At 44.9% G+C, this 15534-nt stretch carries 14 protein-coding genes; 3 read left to right on the top strand and 11 right to left on the bottom strand.

Going from position 1 to position 15534, the window contains the following annotated elements; translation table 11 throughout:
* Positions 1 to 7: 7 nt before the first annotated feature.
* Positions 8 to 1465 carry an ankyrin repeat domain-containing protein gene (locus tag F8C82_RS05075; protein WP_151692466.1) on the bottom strand — a complete coding sequence of 486 codons (1458 nt, stop codon included), beginning with the start codon at positions 1463 to 1465 and terminating at the stop codon, positions 8 to 10.
* A 268-nt stretch (positions 1466 to 1733) separates the two neighbouring features.
* Here F8C82_RS05075 and F8C82_RS05070 point away from each other — a divergent pair, with 268 nt between their 5' ends.
* Positions 1734 to 4094: a T9SS type A sorting domain-containing protein gene (locus F8C82_RS05070; protein WP_151692465.1), complete on the top strand. Its 2361-nt coding sequence runs from the start codon at positions 1734 to 1736 to the stop codon at positions 4092 to 4094.
* A gap of 42 nt (positions 4095 to 4136) precedes the next feature.
* Here the strand turns inward: F8C82_RS05070 and mnmE are convergent, their stop codons facing one another.
* The 6 genes from mnmE to dnaA all read right to left on the bottom strand — a co-directional run bounded on the left by mnmE (position 4137) and on the right by dnaA (position 9307).
* Positions 4137 to 5519 (bottom strand): tRNA uridine-5-carboxymethylaminomethyl(34) synthesis GTPase MnmE, encoded by a 1383-nt coding sequence (gene mnmE, locus F8C82_RS05065; protein WP_151692464.1) that lies wholly within the window; start codon positions 5517 to 5519, stop codon positions 4137 to 4139.
* A 25-nt stretch (positions 5520 to 5544) separates the two neighbouring features.
* Positions 5545 to 6366: a hypothetical protein gene (locus tag F8C82_RS05060; RefSeq protein WP_223279447.1), complete on the bottom strand. Its 822-nt coding sequence runs from the start codon at positions 6364 to 6366 to the stop codon at positions 5545 to 5547.
* Between the two features lie 2 nt (positions 6367 to 6368).
* Positions 6369 to 6596, bottom strand: a complete 228-nt coding sequence (locus F8C82_RS05055; RefSeq protein ID WP_151692921.1) for a DUF3820 family protein — start codon at positions 6594 to 6596, stop codon at positions 6369 to 6371.
* Positions 6596 to 7321, bottom strand: a complete 726-nt coding sequence (locus tag F8C82_RS05050) for an SAM-dependent methyltransferase (RefSeq protein ID WP_151692463.1) — start codon at positions 7319 to 7321, stop codon at positions 6596 to 6598. The genes F8C82_RS05055 and F8C82_RS05050 overlap by 1 nt, the downstream gene beginning before the upstream one ends.
* Positions 7318 to 7773: a low molecular weight protein-tyrosine-phosphatase gene (locus F8C82_RS05045; protein WP_151692462.1), complete on the bottom strand. Its 456-nt coding sequence runs from the start codon at positions 7771 to 7773 to the stop codon at positions 7318 to 7320. Before F8C82_RS05045 ends, F8C82_RS05050 begins: the two co-directional genes overlap by 4 nt.
* Before the next feature lie 100 nt (positions 7774 to 7873).
* Positions 7874 to 9307, bottom strand: coding sequence for a chromosomal replication initiator protein DnaA (gene dnaA / locus F8C82_RS05040; RefSeq protein WP_151692461.1), 1434 nt, complete (start codon positions 9305 to 9307; stop codon positions 7874 to 7876).
* A gap of 222 nt (positions 9308 to 9529) precedes the next feature.
* On the opposite strand from dnaA, the gene F8C82_RS05035 reads away from it, so the two are divergent.
* Complete coding sequence (locus F8C82_RS05035) at positions 9530 to 9949, top strand: acyl-CoA thioesterase (RefSeq protein ID WP_151692460.1); 420 nt, start codon at positions 9530 to 9532, stop codon at positions 9947 to 9949.
* Here F8C82_RS05035 and F8C82_RS05030 read toward each other — a convergent pair.
* Genes F8C82_RS05030 through ribD form a run of 4 tightly spaced genes read right to left on the bottom strand, consistent with a single transcriptional unit; the run spans position 9933 to position 14245 of the window.
* Positions 9933 to 11738, bottom strand: coding sequence for a hypothetical protein (locus F8C82_RS05030; protein ID WP_151692459.1), 1806 nt, complete (start codon positions 11736 to 11738; stop codon positions 9933 to 9935). The two genes, F8C82_RS05035 and F8C82_RS05030, sit on opposite strands and share 17 nt — an antisense overlap.
* Before the next feature lie 6 nt (positions 11739 to 11744).
* Positions 11745 to 12359: an IMPACT family protein gene (locus F8C82_RS05025; RefSeq protein ID WP_151692458.1), complete on the bottom strand. Its 615-nt coding sequence runs from the start codon at positions 12357 to 12359 to the stop codon at positions 11745 to 11747.
* 3 nt (positions 12360 to 12362) lie between these two features.
* Positions 12363 to 13214 (bottom strand): DMT family transporter, encoded by an 852-nt coding sequence (locus F8C82_RS05020; protein WP_151692457.1) that lies wholly within the window; start codon positions 13212 to 13214, stop codon positions 12363 to 12365.
* Positions 13211 to 14245: a bifunctional diaminohydroxyphosphoribosylaminopyrimidine deaminase/5-amino-6-(5-phosphoribosylamino)uracil reductase RibD gene (ribD, locus tag F8C82_RS05015; RefSeq protein ID WP_223279446.1), complete on the bottom strand. Its 1035-nt coding sequence runs from the start codon at positions 14243 to 14245 to the stop codon at positions 13211 to 13213. The genes F8C82_RS05020 and ribD overlap by 4 nt, the downstream gene beginning before the upstream one ends.
* Positions 14246 to 14674: 429 nt before the next feature.
* Here ribD and prmC point away from each other — a divergent pair, with 429 nt between their 5' ends.
* Positions 14675 to 15517 carry a peptide chain release factor N(5)-glutamine methyltransferase gene (gene prmC, locus F8C82_RS05010; protein ID WP_170266160.1) on the top strand — a complete coding sequence of 281 codons (843 nt, stop codon included), beginning with the start codon at positions 14675 to 14677 and terminating at the stop codon, positions 15515 to 15517.
* The last annotated feature ends 17 nt before the right edge of the window (positions 15518 to 15534 follow it).

The following is a 15534-nucleotide window of genomic DNA, read 5'->3' as shown; positions in this document are numbered from 1 at the left end:
GGATGTGTTAGTCTTGTAAGAAGCTGAGATTGATTTCCTGAGCACGCAATACTTCGTTTTCAAGAGCCAGATCGTATGGTGTTTCTCCAAACTCTGTCGTGCTATGGAGGTTGGCGCCATTTGAAATGAGCAGCTTTAGGATTTGATCGTCATTCGCCTTAAGTGCGGCTATGTGAAGAGGGGTTAATCCCTCTCCGTTAGTGGCATTTATATCTAATTCATGTTGCAGCGCCGCTTTTATCAATACTTCACTTCCCGTCTGAGCCGCTAAGTGGAAGAGATTATCTCCATTTGGTGAAGTGGTGCCGAAGTCGAATCCAGCGGATTCCAAGGCGTTCATGATTTGTTCAAATCGAGCCTGATCACCCGAAATCAATGATTCCGAAAGGAAGTAAGACAGGTTGTTTCCATTGATATCTACCACATGGACATCGGCACCCAATTGAATGAGTAGCTCAACAACTTCCAGTGAATTTCCAGATACCGCCATTGAGAGTGCAGATTCACCGTTGCTATTTGTCGCATTGATGTCGGTCGATGTCTTGGTGAGGAGCTCTACCACGTCCACGCTATTTCTAGCAGCCGCTTTCATGAGAGGCGTATTTCCCAATTCATCTGAAGCATCAGGCGAGAGTCCAGCGGATATGAAATACCGAAAGACTTCTAAGTCTGAAGATGAAGATGCGAGGAGATGCAACGCGTTTTCGCCATTCAAAGTCGTAACGGCTGGATCCACCCCAACACTTTTCAAAAACTGAAAAACCGCTATCCCATTTGGAGCTCGGCGCATTCCTTTACTCGCCATTATTGTCGCGTTACCTCCATCTTTCCTTATGGATTGAAAATCAATCCCAGCCTCTATTAGTGCTTGCATTACATGGATGTTTCCTGATTTCGCTGCGTAATCGAAAGCATTGTATCCCTGATTATTGGTGCTATTTAGAGGTAGACCTTTTTCAATAAAGTAATCGAGCTTGTCTAGTGAAGAAAGGTGAGGGGTGATAAGGAGGAGGGCGTTAGCTCCATCCAAATCCACCTCTGTCTTGAGGTTCGAACCAGCTGAAATCATTAAATCATAAAGGTCTGGATTCGTCTGACCTGCATAAGCTGCAAATGTGGCAACTGTAAATCCGTGATCGTCGAGTTTAGTAACATTACTACCTTCATGAATAAACCGTTCTAAAGCGGCCTGATTTCCCTTGTAGGCGGCCCAATGGGCATAGATTCTACCGTCGTGTGTACGCTTATCAACGGTATTACCTTCTTGATTCAACAAGTATTCAATGACCTCAATTGGAGCTTCATTCAAAAGAGCCAATACCATCGGATCAAAGTGCCAACGATTGAATTCTGCTGGATTATTTCCGGCTTCCACGAGCTGTGAAACCTGTTGAATGGTCGGTTGCGATTGCCAGAAAGTTTTGTCCAGCAGGCGGTTCTCTGTCTGACTAAATGCTGATGTCATACTCAGAGTAAGTGCGACTATAATAGAACTTAGTTTCACTTCTTATTATTTAGACTAATTAAAAATAAAGTGCAAACTTAAGTTGTACAGTCCATATGGCAAAGGGGGAGAATAGAACTATTCTGTGAAAAACACTTCCAGAAAGGTGAACAACATAATGGGTAGGGGCAACTGAAGTACATGCCGAACTTATATATCGACTTTATGTACAGCCTGAAAATGTCTATATTTAGTTAGTCTATTGACTTTATAACCAGGCACCTAACCCATGCGACACGTCTATTCCCTCATATTGGGACTGTCTTCTCTGGCGGTCTCTGCTCAAACGCTATCTGCACCCATTCCTCAAGGAGTTTATGGAGGAAGAGTGCTGGCTATGGATCAAATTGTAACTGGTCCTTCAGCATCACGACTCTATTTTTCTACCGAAAGTGCCAACTCACTTTTTTACATGGACATTCGATATTCCAGTGGCTACGCTATTTACGATTCGGTTCATCCCGTTCCAGCTGCAGATTGGGACGATGGATATGGAAGCGGCGTTCATGCTGTACAAGGTTTTGAAACCACTGGAGAAGCCTTCTTTTTAGCGAATGGCACCATCTATAAAGTAGACCCTTTTGCATCATCTGCCACTTCCGTATTGAACATGGCCAAGAACTTCATTATCGAGACGAATACTTTTGTGGCCGTTTTGAATGGAATGACCCCAACATCCAATGATTCATTGGTTTGGGGAACCTTGAACACCTCGGGGGGGCTAACAAACAGCGGAGGCATGGGGCTCACGCACCAATTCAATGGGGCGCCGAAAATGATTGTAGATCCACTCACCAACCACCTGTACCTTTTTGAAGGAGGAACAACGCCTTATCAAATGAAAATAGCGGCAAATATCCACAGTTTGTCGTCTGGTGCAAGCATTTCAAGCGCTGTTAATCCAGCACCAGTAGATCCCAATATTGAATGGATCACTTTTGGAATATCCCCAACGGGAGATTGGTATGTAGCAGGGGCTCCTGTTTTCGGCGCACCCCCATCAACCGATAAAAAGATCGCGATTTCTTCTGATAATGGTCTGACTTGGAATACTTCTGATTTTGCGCTTCCCGGCCCTCCCGGTGGAACACCAGGTCCTAATTTTGCCTTCACCGCGGTTGGTGCCGTACGATATGCGGTTTACTGCGGGGTTGCTTTTTCGGATTCCATTGGTGCACCTGGAAGTTGGAGGGAGATTGGACGGGCTTATACGGGCAACAATAACCGAGCAAACGATGGTGTTGTGGTAATTGATATGTACAATCAGGGTACGACGTTCATTACAACGAATGTAGGGTTGGGTGTGTCAACCTATGCAGCCGACACGGTAAAGGGAGCCAATCTAGGGCTCACTGCGGTACAAGTGAATGGCATCGACATGACAGATTCGTACGCCACTGGATGGTTTGCAAGTAAATCGGGTATTCGCAAAGTATCTGCTTATAAAAGTAGCACGCCGTTATGGAGTGATCCCATATTTCCAAGGGGTGACGGCTCACCTTATTACTCTGTAGCCATTGACCCTTCGGATAGTTTAACGGTATACGTTGGCAATGGCAGAATTTATAAAACAGAAAGTGGCGGGGCTCCTACGAGTTCGGCTCCTGATGGGTGGACATTGGTGTTTGACCCCATGATGGGCGGCACACACGGTGGAACCTATAACTTCCCACGAATTGGTACGCGTGTGACTGGACTGGCGGTGTCTCCTTTAGATCCAAACATTGTCTATGCGACATATACCTTAGAGAATACGGATGATGGAGGAATCTTTGTTTCAACGGATGGTGGTGTGACATGGACACAGGAGATGATCGTTGCTGGGGCGCCGGGAATGGATGTAGATGCAACGGATGTTGTGGCTGTTGAAGAAAGCGGGAAGTCGGTTTTCTATGTATCCCTTGCTTCAAATCCAATGACCAGCGGATATTATGGTATCTATCGAATTGAAGAAAGCGGATCGGGATCACGGACCAAGACGGCTGAAAGTGCATTCGGTGCCACCGATGGTATTTACAAGTTAAGTCTTACCAGTGGCCGAGATAGCTTGTTGGCAGTGTATAGAACCTCTTCTGCAATAAATCCTCCTAATCGTATATATGTTAAAGATATAGCGTCCAGTACTTGGAGTTATATTGTAGGTCCTACGGGTGCAGTTCCAACCGCCTTAACCAGCGGAGATGGCTATATATTCACAGCTAGAGATCATGAGATATATAGTCACCCTATAGATAGCGCAGTAGGTTCTTGGACATTGGCGTATTCCTATCCAGTAGGAACAAAAATCAATGTTCTCTACTACGATGAACTACTCGTGGGAGCGGGCACAGGATTGTACGCACACGATTGGAGTGGATCTATTGGACTTCCAGAGAGTATTGCAAAAAGTAGGGCATTCCCCGTTTATCCCGTTCCTTCAAGTAATAGTCTGTACTGGGATGTTCGTGATGATGTAACCATCTTCGACATCCATGGAAAGATCCACCTTTCTGAAGAGGAAGTTGATCACATCGATGTATCACAACTCCCCAAAGGTATCTATATCATTCAAGGAGAGCGTATTGGGATCCAGCGATTCGTAATTCAGTAAGGGAAGTATGCCTTTTTAAGTCGGACGGTAGTAGATGCTGGGTTACTTCCCGATACAGAAATTCGCAAAAATGTTCCCTAGCAAGTCATCTGTAGTGATTTCACCCGTAATTTCTCCAAGGTGAGCGAGTGCCTGACGAATATCGAAGGCAAGAAGGTCGCCGCTGATGCCGGTGTTAAGGCCATTTTGAATGCGTTCTACGTCTTCTTGGGTGCGAAGTAGAGCTTCGTAGTGTCTGGTGTTGGTAATTACCGTGTCGCTCTCCTGAAGGCGTTCTATCTCTACTGTGCTCAGCAAGTGTTCTTCGAGCTCTTGAATTCCCTTGTGATGCTTAGCCGAGAGCTGAAGGTCGGTGGTAGGGAATGCGGCAAGTTCATCGGCCGAACGAAGTGCATCTACCTTGTTGGCAATAACGATAACGGGCTTGTCACCCGCGCGGTCCTTTATCTTTTGGATGCGTTCCGCTTCGCTAGAGGCTTCGGCTTTGGAGGCGTCAAATAAGTAGAGTACTACTTTTGCTTGATCGATCTTGGCGTAACTCCGTTCAATGCCGATGCGCTCAATTTCATCTTGGGCTTCTCGCAATCCAGCGGTATCAATGAAACGAAAGGTGAGTCCACCCAAGTGAATTTCATCTTCCACCGTATCTCTGGTGGTGCCTTCTATGTCTGAAACGATGGCGCGTTCTTCTTTGAGTAATGCGTTTAGAAGTGTGCTCTTTCCCGCATTGGGAGCACCTACAATGGCTACAGGAATTCCCTCTACTATGGCATTCCCCAAACTGAATGATGAAATGAGTCGGTTAACAGTAGAGGTAATGGTGTTGAGCAAAGTTTCAAGCGCTGTGCGATCGGCAAACTCTACATCTTCCTCGGCAAAGTCCAATTCCAATTCGATGAGTGAAGCGAAGTTGATGAGTTCTTCTCGAAGTTTGGCCACCTCCTGACGAACGCCTCCGCGCATTTGATGCATGGCTACCTTGTGTGCCGCTTCATTTTCGCTCGCAATGAGATCCCCCACGGCTTCTGCCTGAGAAAGGTCCATTTTGCCGTTGCCAAAAGCTCTCAAGGTAAATTCACCTGGACGAGCAGATCGCGCACCTTTGCGAATCAATAACTCCATCATTCTGCGCTGAATGAAGGTGGAGCCGTGAATGTTGATTTCAACTACATTCTCTCCGGTGTACGAATGTGGCGCTCTAAAGAGTGAGATGAGTACTTCATCCACCAAATTCTCTCCATCCACTATAGAACCAAAATGTAGGGTCTGTCCCTTGGCATCAACAAGCTTCTTCTTGGGATTTGGAGCCCGATAAATGGAATCAGCGATTTCTATGGCCTTTGGACCACTTACACGAATAACGCCGATAGCACCCATTCCTGGAGGCGTGGCCAATGCACAGATAGTATCTTCAATGTAGGACATGCGGCAAAGGTAGGAAATGCCAAGTCTAAAAGTGGGTAGAGAAGCCCAGTACAAAGTTCTCTTGGAGGAATACAATTTCCTGAGAGGCGTAATCGCTATCGTCTAAAGTAGTCTTCACATCCGGAAGGTTGATGTAACCGGATTTAAGTTGGACGGCCATGTAGAAGTACTTCCAAAAGTTGATGTTTATTGAAGCATTCCCGCTCAGGCCAAATCCTGCCAAATGGAAGCGATCGCTCTGCTCATTTCCCATGAGAATCACATTCGACTTCGGAATATAGACCCCTGCATCAAAACCCAAGGTACCATAGACTTGTATGTTCCAGGCATTTACATTGGTGTTGCGAGCAGCCCATAATCGCTGCCAGTAATCGACACCCACAAACACATAATTCAATCCATCAGTATGTTCATACTTCAGAAAGCCGGTTGTGAGGTCGATGTAATCATCATCGTAGGTACCATCGAAAGGTGAACCTGTATTGATGCTTCCCTCAATTTGCACGGTTTGGTATTGACGAACCACGTATTTCATGTGATCATATCCCAGAGAAACACTCCAGTGATCATTCACAAAATACCCAAATCGAATGTTGGTTTGGGGAATAGTAATCGTTTCGGGATTGAAGTAAACATCGGGCTTGATGTGAGTTGGACGATCAGTAGCTACGACATCTTCCAGTGTGAAATTGTAGCCATTTCCACGAAATTGGATATCAGAATCCATGTATTGTGCTTGATTCCATCCCCAATTAAAATAAAACTGGCCCTTGGAATAGGCAGGTTCTGTTTGAGCAAGTGATGAGAGGGAGAGCAGGGCGGCGCAGGCCAAAATGATGTTTTTCATGTTTACTTGGTGGTGCGGGACTTTATCAATGGCGTTAACAGATAATCCAAGCCATTTCTTTTGATTTCAAAGATAGTGCGCAATTGCATTCCGAGCTTGCCTTGTGGAAAGGCATTCTTCCGATCAAACCATTCCAAATAGCTAATCGGTAAATCACATAGGTATCGTCCCTCGTATTTACCAAAGGGCATTTTGTACGAGACGATTTCCTTCAGAATTTCTGGATTCATCATAGGGGTGAAGAGCCTAGTAAAAACAGGGTAGGGCGTTTGTCGAGGCTAGGTGGTTGGTTCTTCCATTCGCCTACGGATTGTGTGTAAATCTCCTCGTCAGGCGAAGTGATGTGCGTAGCAATGCAAAGCAAGGTTTCATCTAAGCATGTGGAGAGTATGTCCTCGAGAAATTTATCATTCTGGAGAGGAGACTCCATAAATATTTGAGTTTCTCCCTTGAGTGCTCTCTTTTCAAGCGTGGCTAATTTCTTCTTGCGAACACTCTTTTCTGCAGGCAGGAATCCGTGGAATGTGAATTGATTTCCATTCAGACCCGAAGCCATGAGCGCCAATACTACAGATGAAGGCCCTACTAGCGGTATCACGCGAATCTTGTATTCGTGAGCCTTTAAGATGAGGAGCTCACCTGGATCACCAATGGCGGGAGCACCCGCGTCCGAGATGAGTCCAACGGGAAAACCCTCTTTACAAGGTTTGAGTAAGTCTGGAATCTCAGCCTCATCGGTATATTGATTGTAGATGCTGAAATGCAGGCTGGGCTGCGACTTGCCAGGGTGAACTCTTCGAATAAACTCCCGAGTGGTTTTCTCATTCTCTACGATGTAGTGATCAATGGAGTCTACCACCTTCTTAATGGAAAGTGGCAAAACCTCGAGAGGTTCGGTATCCGCTATTCTCGAAGGTATAAGATAGAGTGGGGCAGGAGGGAGTTCAGGTGTCATTTACCGTACTTCTTAACGATAGCTTCAGCAGCACTATCAATCATCGTAAATACGTCCTCAAATCCCCGATTGCCTCCGTAGTACGGATCTGGAACTTCCATTCCTTTCGGCATGTTATCAGCTTCGTCTAATAGTAGGGAAACTTTCAACTTATCCTCTTCATTTCTAGCGAGGTCGAGAACGTTTTTCAAGTTGGACTTATCCATCACATAGATGCGATCAAAGGCATCGAAATCGGCAACCGTGAATTGACGGCCAACGAGTTTGTCGATCTTCACATCGTGCTTGCGTGTGGTCATCACTGCTCTTGGGTCTGGATTTTCTCCAATGTGAAAAGCGGATGTTCCAGCAGAATCTACCTCAATATTTGTCCCTTCAGCTCGGTGACGTAAGATGCCCTCAGCCATTGGAGAGCGGCAAATATTCCCGAGACATACCATTAGAATCTTCATGAGAGGAATTTAGGTAAGGTTGGTTGAATTAGAAAGGTAAAACGAAGATTTTCCAGAAGTTGTAGGAAAAAAAGAACCCCGCGAGAAGCGGGGCTAAAATTTAGGCGAGAGTCAGTTTCTTTCTCAAGTCGTCTACATAGGTTCGGAAACGCTTGTCTGTCTCTGCTAAGTTGTTCACGGTTCGGCAAGCGTGTAGTACCGTAGCGTGGTCTTTGTTACCACATTGTGCTCCGATGGTTGCCAGCGAATTTTTGGTGAGTTGTTTGGAGAAGAACATCGTCAGTTGTCTCGCTTGTACAATTTCGCGCTTTCGCGTCTTTGACTTGAGCAATTCCATTGGCATGTCGAAGTAATCGCATACCACCTTTTGAATGTAGTCAATGGAAATTTCGCGAGTTGTGTTCTTAACGAACTTGTCGATCATTTGCTTGGCAAGGTCGACAGTGATTTTCTTTTTGTTCAAGCTAGATTGAGCCAAGAGGGAGATCAGGGCTCCTTCGAGTTCACGTACATTCGAATTGATGCTGTAGGCAAGGTATTCTACTACATCATCCGGCATCTCAATTCCATCCGTAAATAGTTTTTTGCGCAAGATGGCGATTCGAGTTTCCAAATCTGGCTTTTGCAAATCGGCACTCAATCCCCATTTAAAACGACTGAGTAGGCGTTGTTCCATTCCTTGAAGATCAACCGGAGCGCGGTCGGAAGTCAATACCACTTGCTTGCCGTGCTGGTGAAGGTGATTGAAGATCTCAAAGAACACATCTTGCGTTTTCTCCTTACCGCTGAAGCTCTGTACATCATCAATAATGAGTACATCAATCATTTGGTAGAAGTGAACGAAGTCGTTTTTTGTGTTGTTGCGGATGGAATCAATAAACTGTTGCGTGAACTTTTCTGCCGAAACATAAAGAACGGTCTTCTCAGGGTAGCGGTCTTTAATTTCAATACCAATAGCGTGTGCTAAATGGGTCTTACCTAAGCCCACACCTCCGTAAATCAGAAGGGGGTTGAAAGAGGTTCCTCCGGGTTTGTTCGCTACAGCATAACCTGCTGAACGAGCTAGGCGGTTACAATCTCCTTCAATAAAACTCTCAAATGTGTAGTTTGGATTAAGCTGCGACTCAACGTGCACCTTCTTCAATCCAGGAATGATGAAAGGATTGCGGATTCCATCATTCCCGCCAATTTCCACCGGCATGCTTACCTGTGGATTTTTAATTGGTCCTCTGTTCGTGCTAGGGATCTTAACCGTGTGCGGATTGGAGTTGCCATAGGTATTCTCCATAACGATGCTGTAAACCAACTTGGCATCGTCTCCTAGCTCTCTGGTGATTGCTGATTTCAACAATTTGATGTAATGTTCTTCCAGCCACTCGTAAAAGAATTTACTAGGTACCTGAATGGTTAGAACTACACCTTGAAGCTTGAGAGGCTTGATAGGCAAGAACCACGTTTTGAAAGCTTGGCTGTTGATATTGTCCTGAATATATTCAAGACAACCCTTCCAGACGGTTTCAGCGGTTCTGTCCATCGATCGAAATTAGCAGTTAGTAAATTGATTTTTAGTTGCTCAGCACCGTAAAAGTGTCACAGATGGACGAGTGCCTTGTTCCTAGGACAAATGTGTGAACAAAAAAGTTATTAAAAAAGGGAAATTAGACTTGACTTTTAACTTTTTTAGCCCAATCTTCTGAGCGAGGCTCTATTCTCTCAATCCCAGTATTTTTGCGGGAACGTGCTAATAATCAGATAAATGGTTACGACTGAAACTTTTGTCCGTGTCCGATATTCCGAAACGGATCAAATGGGTGTGGTGTATTATGGAAATTACGCTCAATATTACGAAGTAGGTAGGGTAGAGTTACTTAGAGAGTTGGGGATGAGTTACAGAGCCCTTGAAGAGAGCGGAACAATGCTTCCCGTTCTTCAGTTGGAATGCAAGTATATTCGTCCTGCCAGATATGACGACCGCTTGAAAGTGGTTACGAAAATCACAGAACTTCCCAACACACGCATTCGTTTTGAACATGAAATTTACAATGAAGAGGAGGTTCTTCTCAATGTGGGTTCGGTAACCTTGGTGTTTGTAAATATGGAAACAAACCGACCGCAGAAGGCTCCGCAGTCGGTTATAGATATCTTCAGCCCCTATTTTATTAACGAGAGCGAATAAGTTTTTCGCTGTACGCTTTGTCGTGCTCATTAATGAGTGTCATGATATACACACCATTATTGAGTGCTGAACCGTCGTAATTCCAATTGGACTGTCCGCTAGGAATGGTTCCATTGTCAAGTGTTCTCCCCGAAAGATCTGTCAGCATAAAACGGTACGAACTGTTTGCATTCAATGACACATTTAACTCTCCGGTAGTTGGGAAGGATGCTGTGTTGTTGAAACGAACGGTTTCCAATTGGCTTTCGTCAATACTCCAAGGAGCGCTTGGCAAGATGCTGTACATCACAAAAGACTCCCAAATGGGTTGGATGTTTTGTCCACCGTTAAAGCTGCTGTCGGCTTGAACGACTAACATGGCGGCTTGCGACATGGTCATATTTACACTGTATCCATAAAGCGACTCCAACAGTAATTTGTCGGTGGTCTCTCTTCCTAGCCGACTCCAGATTTCCATCATGGCAGCCACCCAGATGTCGGTGTTGGCATAGATACCCGTAAAGCTCAGAGAAGTGTACTTCTTGTTGCTATAGCCATTTCTACCTTGCCAGTATTCATTGTGTCCGTCCCAAGAGAAGATTCTATCGTAGCCATACGAGCTGATAGATCGACTGTAACTAGCAGCTAAATAATCACCGTTAGCTTCATCTAAGCAGCCGCGCTCTGTACCACTATTGGTATTCGGTGCGGCGCTGTAACTGATCGCGTGGCCGTATTCGTGTACAATTACATCTGCATCTTCCGCATCGTCAACACCGCCTTCGCCAAAGAAAAGTCGAGGTGGATTGGTAGAACGAGAGAACATTGAGTTATCTGATCCGCTCAGTGCGTTAGCATCTACGGGTATTTGATAGTTCACTAGATTGAAACCTAAACTCTGCATGTACAGCTGGAAAGCTGTGAGATGATAGAAAGCATTCCCTTGTTCAAAACGATCATCCGATCTGCCAAAATCAAATGTAGAAGACACGCCTGTTGCCACAGGAATAGAAGGACTGTCAAAATCTTGGATCACTACCCAAGGATTCTCGAGTTTGAAGCTGCCGTTAGAATAAGTGCCAGGAACCTGCTTAATGGTGCGGAGTGGATTTAGAACCGTTTCATTGTTATCGTTCATATCTAAATACGGACTCATGTAAGTAGATTGAGCCGTTGTAAGTGGATCTGGATTGAAGACTGCAATCGTAAGTGGAGTATCGACATGAAGATTCAAATCGCGGTGCCAAATCACCGAATTCGATGCATCAACAACCACTTCTTCGTATTGATACCCGTCGATGATCACCTTGCGAATGGTTGGTTGAAGATCGGTACCATTATAAAACCAAACTCCAGCTTCACTTGCATTTAAGAAATCATCTGAACTGATGGTAGTCGACTCCAACAGAGGTGTACCGTTAGCCAATGCCGTTGGATAAACATTTGCGGTGATCAGCGTAATTCTATTGTTGAGATCGACATTGGCGGTTAATCCCGCACCAAAAACACGTTGACCTGAAATGGTTTGATAAAAGCGATAGTGCTTTCCAGTTGGACTAGTGCTTACTCCATCAAGCTCTAATGCTGAGCCCGTCAGTTCCGGAACTTCATGGAAAACAGCGGTTCGAATGGCAGCTTCAGCATCGTCTTGGATACGTGTTCCGTCATACCATTGTATGGCCTTCTTTTGCATTACCGGATGAGCCCATGTATTGCTGTCTTCAAGTCCGTGTTTCTGACCGAAAACACTTGCAGAAAGGAGCATCGCAAGCGCAATGCAAACGTTTGTGGAGTAACCAGATCTCTTCATAACATGTCAGAATTTCCTTTCAAAGATAGTGTTTTCCATAGGCTCAATGGTTGATTCCAAATGATCTAGGTGAGATCGCCGAAATGAAATGGTGTATCGACAATCGTATTCCAACACTTGCTTTTCAATGGTAACGTCCAATTTATCGAATAGGTGTAGGACCTGACTCATGTGGTTGTAATCCGTTGTAAGAACACCTCCATGTTCCAATTGGTTTACTTCAATTTTTGTGGATTGAAGGGCTTCCTCTGTGGCTGTTCGATATGCGTTGATCAATCCTCCAACACCCAGCTTCGTGCCTCCAAAATACCGAACAACGATAGCTCCAACATTTACAACTTCTGCCGACTGTAATGCATATAAAATAGGGGTTCCTGCACTGTGAGAAGGTTCGCCATCATCGTTGGCACGAAAGGCAATTTCATCGGGATTGATGCGCCAAGCATAACAGTGATGTCGCGCTTGGTAATGTTCTTTCTTCAACTCTGCTAGCCGTTCCTTGAAATCATCTTCTGTTCGAACTGGGAAAACATAAGCGAAGAACTTACTACCCCTGTCTTTAAACAGAGCTTCCCCTGGTTGGTGTATGGTTTTGTAGGTGTCTTCTATGGATTCACTCATGTTCTAATTCAATAAACTCAAGATGGCAAAAGCGGCAGTAACCAATCCGATAATTCGCCACTTTGTAAAATATTCTGCAAAGAATAGTCGGGCAATAACAGCAGATATCGCAACTATTCCAACATTGTTAATCGGGTACAAGATGGCGCTGGGGAAGTCTCCTCCTAAGGCTTTTAGTAAGAAGAAAATACTCCCATAATTGGGGATGCCAAGCACAATTCCCCAAAGCCAACTCTTGGCGTCCCATGTTGTTTTCTTTTGAATGTAAATGGAATAAAGAAGATAGAGAACGCCCAAAATTCCCGCAACAGCAAAGGCAGAACTGGTAAATGTTGCAAGGTGATTTTCTTTGGCTACACCGCTTTCCACAATCTTCATAGTTGCATCCAGAACACCACTTCCTACAAAGAGTATGAGTGGTCCTTTCCATTCAAAATTCCCTGATGAATTCTCAGGCTTGTTAATGCTATACACCGCGAGGATGGCCAGAAGGATTCCGATGATGTGAAAAGTGGAGAGCCTTTCTCCATGCATCCAAACACCGAATAAAATGGGAATGATGAAGGACATTTTTACGGTTACCGAAACCACGTTTACACCGTAGTCTTGGGTAATCTTTGCCATAAGCTGGAAGAGGGTGATAAAGAGAAACCCAATTGCGAATGGCCAAACTCCCCATTCCAAAAGGGATTCTGGATGCTCCACGCTTCCTGAAAGTGGAAGCCACCCCAAGGTTCCAGCAATAAAATAATTGGCAACAATGGCTTGGAGGTTGTTCACATTAAATTTGCCAAACCACTTGAATATCACAAAAATAAAGGTGGAGCAGGCGATGCTCAGCAGAAGATAGATCATAGATGAACAAATCTCTGCCAAAGGTCCTGATCGACCTCTGTTGTGTCGATGAGTCTGGCGTTTCTCAATTCTGGAGATTCAATGCCATCACCGAATATCGACTGACCTGTAAGAATATAAGCCTCGTCCCATAGATCATCGTTGGTAAATCGCTTGATTGTTTCTGCACCGCCTTCAATCAACACGTGAACTATACCACGCTCAAATAACTCGTGGAGCAGTTCCATGGCCGTGAAGGTGTTCCAACCTTCGATGGGATCTTCATACCCGTAATCAGCGGCGTTCGGACCAACAATCCAGGTAGACTGTCCATCGTTCATCACCGTGTTTCTCTTGTCAATCGGACGTTGCGTCCAAATAATACGCTGTGGATTGTTACCTGGCCAAAGTCGGGCTGTTAGACTAGGGTTATCCATCACCACCGTTTTTCCGCCCACCAGTATTCCATCTACCTGAGCACGCAACTTGTGTACTTTTTGCTTGCTGCGGTGCCCCGTAATCCAATGAGGTTCATTGGGGTTTCTGGCTTCCTCTGATGGAGCTATAAAACCATCCGAGGAACGCGCCCATTTCAAAGTGACATAAGGTCGTTTCAACTTGTGAAATGTGAAAAAAGCTCGATTTAACCAACGGCACTCATCTTCTAATACGCCAACCTCAACACGAGTTTGGCTTTCTTCAAGAATTTCAATTCCCTTTCCGCCAACAACGCTATGAGGGTCTATTGTCCCGATCACTACATGCGGAATTCCCTCGCTTACAATGCGATTTGCACACGGTGGAGTTCTACCGAAATGTGCACAAGGTTCAAGATTGACGTAGATTGTTGCAGACTTGAGTCGGCTTTTATCCTCAACGGATTCTATCGCGACCACCTCGGCGTGAGGGGTTCCAGGTTTAGCATGCCAACCTTCCCCGATAATCTCACCTGCTTCAACAATAACGGAGCCTACCATAGGGTTCGGATGGGTATATCCCTCTCCATTCAAGGCGAGTTCTATACATCGACGCATGTAGAATTCATGATTCATCCTTCAAAAGTACATTCAAGTTTTTGTACTTCAATGGAGAGCTATTCAGAGAGGGGATAGACAGGAAAACCATCAGAGATGAGAGAGGGACCAAGGCATGGTATAGCAAGGGGTAATTGTATTATAAATTGTAGTTGTCACCTTTCATTTTCCCTGCATTCAAGTTCGTAATCGAAATGGAATTAAGGGGTATGGTAAACGTTTACAATCGCTTAGATTTCCACAAATTGAATTTCACGAATGAGATGCGGCATACTCTTATTGAGAATGACGAAATTGAAACCGGGGAGGGGAAGGACGAAGTCCCACCAATGCGATACTATGAAGTAAATGCAATACTTGGTGCTCTCAACTTTTTGTGTTTGTGCCGATAAGAGATGTCTCGCGATTTTCGCATCAGATCGTTACAGGCTGACTTACCTTTGCGCTATGACCACTCGAGAGTTTACAAATCAATGGATTTCTGCGCTGTCAGAGCGTTACGATTCTAGAGAAGCCAGTGAAATACTGCGCGTTTGGCTGGAAGATTCCGCCGGGATTAGTCGTTCTCGTTGGATGTTGATGGACGTAGTTCCCGAAGACTTAGCATATGCCGATTTGTTAGAACGACTCAAAGCCGGAGAGCCGATTCAATATATTACTGGGGTGGCTTTTTTTAGTGATTTGCTCTTCAACGTAAACCCAAGCGTGCTCATTCCACGCCCAGAAACGGAGGACTTAGTGAATTTGCTGAGGGACTATACACCCCGTGGTGCTTCTGTTTTAGACATTGGCACGGGGAGTGGTTGCATTCCTATATCATTAGCCAAAATGAGATCTGACCTTCAGGTTTGGGGGCTTGATTTCTCAAAACCAGCCTTGGAAGTTGCGGCGACCAATGCTGAAAAAATGCAGGTGAAATGCACCTTTATAGAAATGGACATTCTAAGTGAATGGCCGGAAATCAACTACGATATCATCGTTTCAAATCCACCTTACATTGAAGATAAGGAGCGCGATAGCATGAGTGGTCATGTGGTAGATTACGAACCTAGTTCAGCTTTGTTTGTACCCAATGAACAGCCCTTGTTGTTCTATTCGAGAATCATGGAAAGTGCTTATAATCATTGTGATCAACTCTGGTTTGAATGCCACATTGATCATGTTGAAGAAGTAGCGCAGCAGATGGTTGCCACGGGCTATGACAAGGTGACTACTTATCCCGATATTACGGGGAGATTGAGATTCGTTTCTGGAATATCGAATCCAATCTTGCACAGAGAATCCAATTGACGAAATTTGAGCAGATA

The sequence above is a fragment of the Phaeocystidibacter marisrubri genome, assembly GCF_008933165.1.
Lineage (GTDB): Bacteria > Bacteroidota > Bacteroidia > Flavobacteriales > Schleiferiaceae > Phaeocystidibacter > Phaeocystidibacter marisrubri.
Note: the sequence above shows the minus strand (reverse complement) of the source record. Positions and strands in the feature narration are given on the sequence as shown.

Excerpts from the sequence above, each read along its gene's own strand:
- ribD (WP_223279446.1), bottom strand. The coding sequence starts at position 14,245 with ATGAATCATGAATTCTACATGCGTCGATGTATAGAACTCGCCTTGAAT.
- F8C82_RS05045 (WP_151692462.1), bottom strand. The coding sequence starts at position 7,773 with ATGAAGATTCTAATGGTATGTCTCGGGAATATTTGCCGCTCTCCAATG.
- F8C82_RS05030 (WP_151692459.1), bottom strand. The coding sequence starts at position 11,738 with ATGAAGAGATCTGGTTACTCCACAAACGTTTGCATTGCGCTTGCGATG.
- F8C82_RS05035 (WP_151692460.1), top strand. The coding sequence starts at position 9,530 with ATGGTTACGACTGAAACTTTTGTCCGTGTCCGATATTCCGAAACGGAT.
- F8C82_RS05055 (WP_151692921.1), bottom strand. The coding sequence starts at position 6,596 with ATGAATCCAGAAATTCTGAAGGAAATCGTCTCGTACAAAATGCCCTTT.
- F8C82_RS05075 (WP_151692466.1), bottom strand. The coding sequence starts at position 1,465 with ATGACATCAGCATTTAGTCAGACAGAGAACCGCCTGCTGGACAAAACT.
- F8C82_RS05025 (WP_151692458.1), bottom strand. The coding sequence starts at position 12,359 with ATGAGTGAATCCATAGAAGACACCTACAAAACCATACACCAACCAGGG.
- F8C82_RS05060 (WP_223279447.1), bottom strand. The coding sequence starts at position 6,366 with ATGAAAAACATCATTTTGGCCTGCGCCGCCCTGCTCTCCCTCTCATCA.
- mnmE (WP_151692464.1), bottom strand. The coding sequence starts at position 5,519 with ATGTCCTACATTGAAGATACTATCTGTGCATTGGCCACGCCTCCAGGA.
- dnaA (WP_151692461.1), bottom strand. The coding sequence starts at position 9,307 with ATGGACAGAACCGCTGAAACCGTCTGGAAGGGTTGTCTTGAATATATT.
- F8C82_RS05020 (WP_151692457.1), bottom strand. The coding sequence starts at position 13,214 with ATGATCTATCTTCTGCTGAGCATCGCCTGCTCCACCTTTATTTTTGTG.
- F8C82_RS05050 (WP_151692463.1), bottom strand. The coding sequence starts at position 7,321 with ATGACACCTGAACTCCCTCCTGCCCCACTCTATCTTATACCTTCGAGA.
- prmC (WP_170266160.1), top strand. The coding sequence starts at position 14,675 with ATGACCACTCGAGAGTTTACAAATCAATGGATTTCTGCGCTGTCAGAG.
- F8C82_RS05070 (WP_151692465.1), top strand. The coding sequence starts at position 1,734 with ATGCGACACGTCTATTCCCTCATATTGGGACTGTCTTCTCTGGCGGTC.